Genomic DNA, 6,116 nt, shown 5'->3' with positions numbered 1-6,116 from the left:
CGTAATGCGTCCAATTTGACTGAACCATAGAAACGTTTTGGTGGAACTATGACAGTTACTTGGCTATCAGAGGAGCCATTTTCTGTTATTACAGTGTCAATAGTTTTTTCTTTTTCAGTCTTGTAGCTTCCTGTTTTTTCTTTAAATACTGGTGGAGTTACAGGTTTAGCAGCAGTATCTGCCTCAAACTGGCGTTGCGCTACTTCTGGCTTAACTATCAGACTTTGACTGCTAAGGGTTACGGTAATGTGTTCAGCTGCTTTCAAACCAAGATAACGTCCTTTGGATTCATCCCAGCCTGTGGCATAAGCAAAGTTTTCATTCCACAGTAACGCTGCAACTCCTTCTGCGATCGCTTGTAATAGCACTTGTTGATTTTTGATGCGTGGCAGGTAAAGGTAGTACGCTAAGTACTCCCATAACTTCTTAAGGTCGAGGTGGTTTACATCGCGCCAGAGATAAGGATCGAGGGCTTCTAGGCGCAGGCGACTGGCGGCATAGTTAGCAATCAAATGTTCTTCATGAACTGCTTTGCGACTTGCTTGCAGAATAGGAGAGTCTTGCTTTTGCAATCGGATTTCTTGCCATTCAATCTCTCCTTGGGGGTCGGGTTGCATTGGCACTAACAACCAGATGTAAGCTTCCTGAATTAAACTTTTTACATCTTTGTCAGTTTGCTGTTGTTTAGTCGTCGCCTGATTGCTTTGAAAAACATCTAAGTTTAAGGCTTCTTTATCCCGAATAATCGAATTCCAGGCGAGGTACTGGCAAACAGATTGTTCTAATAGCTCCAGTTTTGCCTTGTCTGGTGCTAGGAACAGCAACATATTCTTGCAGTACCGAGGACTGGCTCCCTTTTGGTTCAGTATTTCTTCGGCTCTAGTGCGGGCTTGGGTTTCGCTTTCCTTATTTTTATGGGGATGTTGTGGCCCCATGACAACCAGCCTTACGGCCATTTCATCAGGAACATCTGCCGAGGAGTCGGGAGCGATATGTACTCCAGCAAACTCACCGCGCTGCTTGTCAGCCTTTAATCGGAGAATGATTTCATCCCAAACTTTATCCTGATCCTGTTGGATTTGCTCGGCTCGGTCTTGGGCAAGTCTGGTGACGCTAGGCTGAGTTGAGAACCAGTAACGAGTGTTATCGACATAAAGATGTGTGGACTGGTCGGTAAGTCGGCGCAAAGCATCGCCAAAAGTTGCTGCACTTTCCCCTGGTTGAACACACCCTAACTTGATCCGATGATCTTCTACACCGCGATTGGCTGCTCTTAGAGTGGGAGCAGAACCAAGGTAAATCGTCCGAGCAACGCGGCGACAGGCAGAGTAACGTCCTAAATTCGGGTTTTGGCGATCGCACGCCAATGGTAGAGAATTATATCCATCTACATCTTTTTCAATCACTGGCACCCAGTTATCTTCCAGGTAACGAGTCAATTCTGTTTGTACCTGTCCGTCATCCATTGGTACGCTGGCAGGCATGATTAACAAACTCTTGTCCTGTCCTTCCCAAAGTGAATGAATGACCTTTGCCATTAGTCGCAGCACACCCCGCGTGCGTTGGAATTTATCGAGAGTTGACCAGTCATTATAAAGTCGGTCAAACAGTTCTGGATGGATAGGATAGGCATTTTCTAGCCGTCGTTTGTAACTACCTTCCCGGCACTCACTAGGAAACTCCTGAGATTGGTTTTGGTACATTTCTGCAAAGGCACGGATGATGGCATCACGGGCAATAAAGCCACTTTCTTCCGTGATGGGTTGAAACAGCCGCCGCCGCACAATTTCAAAGCTTTCATCGGCAGTTGCTGGTCGCCAAGGAGATTCGACTCTGCCAATAGCATTTTTGAGTCTACTTAAGGCTGCTTTACCGCGATCGCCTCCAATCTCATTATCAGATGCAGGGATACTCACAACCAACAGCGTTTGGTTAGCGTTTTTTGCCGACTCACTCAAAGTCTGGGCAAAGGTAAAGTGAGTGTCAAAACTGCCCCCCGGAAGGTCGTTTACTTCGTGAAGCTGTCGCGCATAAGCTACCCATTCATCAATTAAAATCAGGCAGGGTGCATAGCGGTTAAACAGCTGCCGGAGAGGATCGCCAGGGTTCGTTGAAGTTTCATCTGCTTCTCGAATCATTTCGTAGGCTTCCCTACCGCCCAGTTGCCAAGCTAATTCGCCCCAGAGTGTTCGGACAATTGTGCCATCTTTTTTATGTTGAGGCTGACCAGGAGAAATTTTATTTCCTACCAGCACTGCTGTGTTAACTTTTGGCGGAGGTAAAACACTTGCTGCTTCCAGCACTGGTTCCAATCCGGGTAACTTGGATGCGGGAACTCCCATAAACAGGTGGTATAGTGCCAGCATCGCGTGGGTTTTGCCGCCACCAAAGTTGGTTTGGAGTTCGATAACGGGGTCGCCTTGATTGCTAGCAAGACGTAGCAAGGCATTTGTGAGCAGTTGCTTTAGCCCTTCGGTGAGAAAAGTACGACTAAAAAACTCTGTAGGTATGCGGTATTCGTCGGAACCTTCATCTAAATAAACTTGCCAAAGGTCGGCAGCAAATTCTGCTTGTTGGTAGCTACCAGAGGCAACATCTGGGTGAGGTGTAACAATTTCTCGCCAGGGTTTTAAACCGCCTACCGGATTGCCTTCTAGAGGTTGGAGAGTAGCACGACGAGTTTCACGACGGGCTTGTTCTGTAAAGCGCAACCGCAAAAGTTCTTGTTTTTGTTTATCAACTTCATCTGCTTCTGGTGCGGAAAAAGCAGAAAGTAACCGCGATACGCTATCAAGAGCGCGATAGGCATCATCTGTAGAGAGTGGCTTGTTGTGCGCCCAAGAGTTGCGGGTGTCAATTAATTCTCCAACCAAGCTTCTTTCTGCATTGCCCAGAGTCTTTTTGAACACCTCACGCCACTGATTAGACATGAGTTTCAGCAGTGCTGATTCGTCCTGCTTGAGAATTTGCTGGACATTACGTCTTAGGCTGTGGTCTTCTGGAACAAAAGGCGTAGCGGCAACTACCCACTTATCACCATAAATGGAACGCATTTCCCTTTCCACAAAAGGATATAAGCCTTCTCTCAAAAGGTCTAGCACCCTGCCAACTCGTTCGCGGTTACTTACGGACATAGATTTTTTATACTAGTTTTTCTTTTAACTCAGGGCTGCTGCCTCACGATCGCTACATCTACTCTGGGCGTTAGAGCCACCCAGAATGTGTTAATAGGCTGAGGCTAATAACGAGAGTCGAAAGTAATTAAAGTAAAGCCATTTGTAAGGGAGTCGATTCTTCGGTTTCAGCAGCGAGGCGAGATATTTCTGGCCAGGAAATCACTAAGCTGTTGTAAGCGACACCTTCAGCAGCCCAGCCTTTTCTGTCGCAAATGTTATACAGCCGATAAGCTAATTCCCTTGCTGCTTCTCCTATGGTTCCCAGTTGAGATAGCAAATTTGCAGCACCTTGATTTCCAGCACCGTCTTGCAATTCCCGAATCATGTGTTGTGTCGCTTCCCAGACCGTGAGGCGGTTATCGGTTTGGGGGTTCCAATTTTTAGGTAATTCGTCGCGGCGCAATAGTCGCACTTTACCTGCTTTGGCAGTGAGGATGCCAGCGTCTACCAAGCCTTGTACTGCTGTATTCTTAGCTTTAGAGAGGGTTTCAGCATCGCCAAATAACCCTTCAGTAAAGGTATGCTGTTCATACCAAATCAAAGCAAAGCGAGTTTCAGCGTCAAATTCTCCTTCTTGTTCGGCGAGGAATTCGTCTAATGTTTGGTTAATTAGTTGCAGAGCGGTGCGAACGGGCATGGGTATGCCGTCTGATTCTAAGACTTTACTGTAGCGCGAGTAAATTGCCATACCAGGGCCGATGCTGGCTTGTGCCAAGTCTACCGGAGCAATATTAGCTTCTTGCAGTTTTTGCAATGCGTCGGGTAATTCGCGTTTGAGTGTATTTACAAATTGGCGGCGGGTAGTCGATGGGGCATCAATTGGTCGGGGGCGACAGACAAGAACGATGGATGAGGCAAGGGCGTTGCTATTTTGCCCTCGCATACGTCTTGCAAGTTCAGTACGCATTGGCAAGGTTCCAGTAATTGTAAAATCTGCTTTAATTAAGGCTTCTAACATTGTTTCCCAGCCAGTAGAAGCAAATTTTCCTTGATTACTTACATTATCTTCATCATCGTCATTTTCTGTTTGTTTAAAGGCATAGTAGACAGTAAAAGGATAGTCAGAATGAGCGACTTTCCGTGCTAAGGTAAAAACTTTACTTAAACCTTGTTCAAAAAATTTTTGCGCTTTTACTTTCCCTCCGTGACGGAAAGGCTCTGCAACAAGTTCTTCACTCTTTGGAACGAGTAAAGTGGTGAAAAGTTTGGGAAAAATATCACCTATAGAACGACGCAACCACACATAAAAGAAATCTGATAGATCAGCATATGGCACTGCATCATAATAAGGTGGATCAGTGGAAATAAGCGCACTGCTTAAACCATTAATTATTTTAGTTGCATCCCGTTGTTTCGTATTTCCATTTTCACTGTGTGAAAGGTGACTGAGAACACTATAAATTGATTCAACACCACCAAAATAGTTACCACTTGAATCAGAGAAGGGATTACTTTCTGCAAAGTCCCATGTCATTGAAATAGCTTGCCTTGTAAAAGTGTTTCTCGCATGTTCACGATTACTTGCCCAAGTAGCAATAGTAGAATTGCGGTCAGCAAGTTTATCGGCTGTGAATGCTAAATAAGTCGCTATGGCATCAGCATAAGCAGTGACACCTGCCCCATTGTCACAAAGTGGTGAATCATCGTCTGGTATGTCAGCACTGATAGCGTCGATAAGTACCTTTTCTCTTGCTTCCTTTACCAAATCGCTTAAAATGCTTAAGGCTAAAAGCTGACGCAATGTAAATAAATCTGCGTGTTTAGTAATTCCGTAATTTTGTACGCGAAATCCAAGCGCTTGTTCTGGCAAATCTGTGTCAGGTTTCCATTCAGGTTGAGCCGTTGCAGCAATTTCCTCATGTTCTTGAGTAGGCGATAAATACACACGCCCACGCTCACCTTCTGCCACAATAGCCATCAATTGAGCACCTATCTGTCCGGCTTTCCCTTCATTACGAATGTATTCTAAAGTTACAGGCGTATTACAACAAATACAAATGGCTCCCTTGCGGCTAACTGTTCCCTCTGGTGGCTTACCTTGGCCGATATTTACCTGAAAACTCACAACAGGCTGTTGCTGTCCGCTATTAATAATTGGTTCTACCGAAGCTTCTTTTCCTTTCTTCATCGAAAGTGCAAACGATCGCACCAACGGCATTTTTGCACCACAAGCAGGGTTAGGACATTTCACTGTTCTTGCCCACAACCAAGCAATAACTGTAGCCTCACCGCCGCCAAATTCCTGCGATAAATTTATCTTTGGGTAAAAATGCCCAATTCGCTTAAAAGCCTCGTCCCGCATCCATTGACCGTAATAGCGCACATCTTCAGCCAATCCCTGCGCCCCAAACCATTTTTTAGTAGTTAGAGAATTTGTGCGAGAATCAGGGTTAACGGGAGGTTGATTTGCAAACTTTGGTGGAATTTCAATTAAAGCTTTGGTAATCAAAACAGCAACTGGATTGAGGTCACTACCGTAAGCTTCCAACCCCAATCTTTGAGCTTCTAGGGGTATGGAACCTCCACCAGAAAAGGGGTCTAAAATAGGTGGTGGATTGTTATTTGTTGAGTTGAGAATTTCTGCTTTAGCTGCGTCTAAAACTTCCTGATTATTGATATTTTCCCACTTCACTAATTGCTCAATAATTTCAAACAGGCGTTTCCTCTCTGTATCCTGCGCCTCTTTTGTGGGAAATTTATCAGGATGACTTGAGGGATCATCTACCAAAGACGAAAACAAAACTGCCCGACAAGTTGCTAGTGGCCGCCGCGCCCACCACAAATGTAGCGTAGAAGGGTGTCCATGCCTAATTGATTTTTCTCTAGCAGATTCTTTGTTAATTGCTTCCAGTGGTAACGCGACTTCGATTAGCTTCTTGCGGTAGGTCATTCATTTTGCCAGACTTGTATAATTGAAGTCTGTATTTCTACCAGCAAGCA

Annotated in this window: 2 protein-coding genes; both read right to left on the bottom strand. The window is 45.2% G+C overall.

Going from position 1 to position 6,116, the window contains the following annotated elements:
• Positions 1-3,134, bottom strand: a 3,134-nt coding sequence (locus RMZ95_RS21315; RefSeq protein ID WP_409883362.1) for a Swt1 family HEPN domain-containing protein, incomplete at its 3' end; no start/stop codon positions are given.
• Between the two features lie 127 nt (positions 3,135-3,261).
• Positions 3,262-6,066, bottom strand: a complete 2,805-nt coding sequence (locus tag RMZ95_RS21310) for a DUF1156 domain-containing protein (RefSeq protein ID WP_322685979.1) — start codon at positions 6,064-6,066, stop codon at positions 3,262-3,264.
• Between the last annotated feature and the right edge of the window lie 50 nt (positions 6,067-6,116).

The organism is Nostoc sp. DedQUE07 (assembly GCF_034530975.2).
Taxonomy (GTDB): domain Bacteria; phylum Cyanobacteriota; class Cyanobacteriia; order Cyanobacteriales; family Nostocaceae; genus Nostoc.
The sequence above is the reverse complement of the archived record's forward strand: the minus strand, read 5'-3'. Positions and strand labels throughout refer to the sequence as shown.

Bases quoted from the DNA above. Each gene is read 5' to 3' on its own strand.
- RMZ95_RS21310 (WP_322685979.1), bottom strand. From the start codon at position 6,066: ATGACCTACCGCAAGAAGCTAATCGAAGTCGCGTTACCACTGGAAGCA.